Source organism: Streptomyces cellostaticus, from assembly GCF_023630175.1.
GTDB lineage: Bacteria > Actinomycetota > Actinomycetes > Streptomycetales > Streptomycetaceae > Streptomyces > Streptomyces cellostaticus_A.
The window spans coordinates 1-1,328 of record NZ_JALLIN010000129.1 but is presented as its reverse complement, the minus strand read 5'-3'; the positions used below and the strand labels follow the sequence as shown (position 1 = coordinate 1,328).

General features: G+C 70.9%; 1 protein-coding gene. It reads left to right on the top strand.

The genetic code is table 11. The annotated features are described in order from the left end of the window. The coding region (locus tag MXD57_RS31290; protein WP_250405589.1) for an alpha-1,4-glucan--maltose-1-phosphate maltosyltransferase at positions 1–1,328 on the top strand (1,328 nt) is incomplete at both ends.

The following is a 1,328-nucleotide window of genomic DNA, read 5'->3' as shown; positions in this document are numbered from 1 at the left end:
GGAGGGCGCCGAGTTGCACGAGCGTGCCGCGGCCGGGGTGCCCAAGGGGCCGGAGCGGGACCTGGTCCTGCGGGCCGCGCACGCCCTGGGCGACGACACGCGATCGGTCCACCACCGCCTGGAGCCCGCGTTGTCCGCGGAGGTGGCAGGGGTGCTGTCCCGGTATCCCCTGCGGGAGTTGGTGACCACGTCGGACGCGATGCCGCTGCTGGTGGAACGGGAGCGGGCGCTGTACGGCTCGTGGTACGAGTTCTTCCCCCGTTCCGAGGGCACCGCGCGGCGGCCGCACGGCACGTTCCGCAGCGCCGAGCGGCGCCTGCCGGCGATCGCGGACATGGGCTTCGACGTCGTCTACCTGCCACCGGTCCACCCGATCGGCACGACGTTCCGCAAGGGCCGCAACAACACCCTCACCGCCGGCCCCGAGGACGTCGGGGTGCCGTGGGCGATCGGCTCCCCCGAGGGCGGCCACGACGCGGTCCACCCCGACCTGGGCACCCTGGAGGACTTCGACCACTTCGTGGCCCGCGCCCGGGAACTGGGCCTGGAGATCGCCCTGGACTTCGCCCTGCAGTGCTCCCCGGACCACCCCTGGGTGCACAAGCACCCGCAGTGGTTCCACCACCGCCCCGACGGGACCATCGCCCACGCGGAGAACCCGCCGAAGAAGTACCAGGACATCTACCCCGTCGCCTTCGACGCGGACATGGACGGCCTGGTCGCCGAGACCCTGCGGATCCTGCGGCACTGGATGGACCACGGGGTGCGGATCTTCCGCGTGGACAACCCGCACACCAAGCCGGTGGTGTTCTGGGAACGGGTCATCGGCGAGATCAACCGCGCCGACCCCGACGTCGTCTTCCTGGCCGAGGCCTTCACCCGGCCCGCGATGATGCACACCCTCGCCCAGATCGGCTTCCAGCAGTCGTACACCTACTTCACCTGGCGCAACACCAAGCAGGAGCTGACGCAGTACCTCGGCGAACTCACGGGTGAGGCGGCGGCCTGGATGCGGCCCAACCTCTTCGCCAACACCCCCGACATCCTGCACGGCTACCTCCAGCACGGCGGCCGCCCCGCCTTCGAGGTCCGCGCCGTCCTCGCCGCCACCCTCTCCCCCGCCTGGGGCATCTACAGCGGCTACGAACTCTGCGAGAACACCCCGCTCAGGCATGGCGGCGAGGAATACCTCGACTCCGAGAAGTACCAGCTCAAACCCCGCGACTGGGAAACCGCCGCACGCGAGGGCCGCACCATCGCCCCGCTCATCACCCGGCTCAACACCATCCGCCGGCAGCACCCCGCACTGCGGCACCTGCGCAACCTCC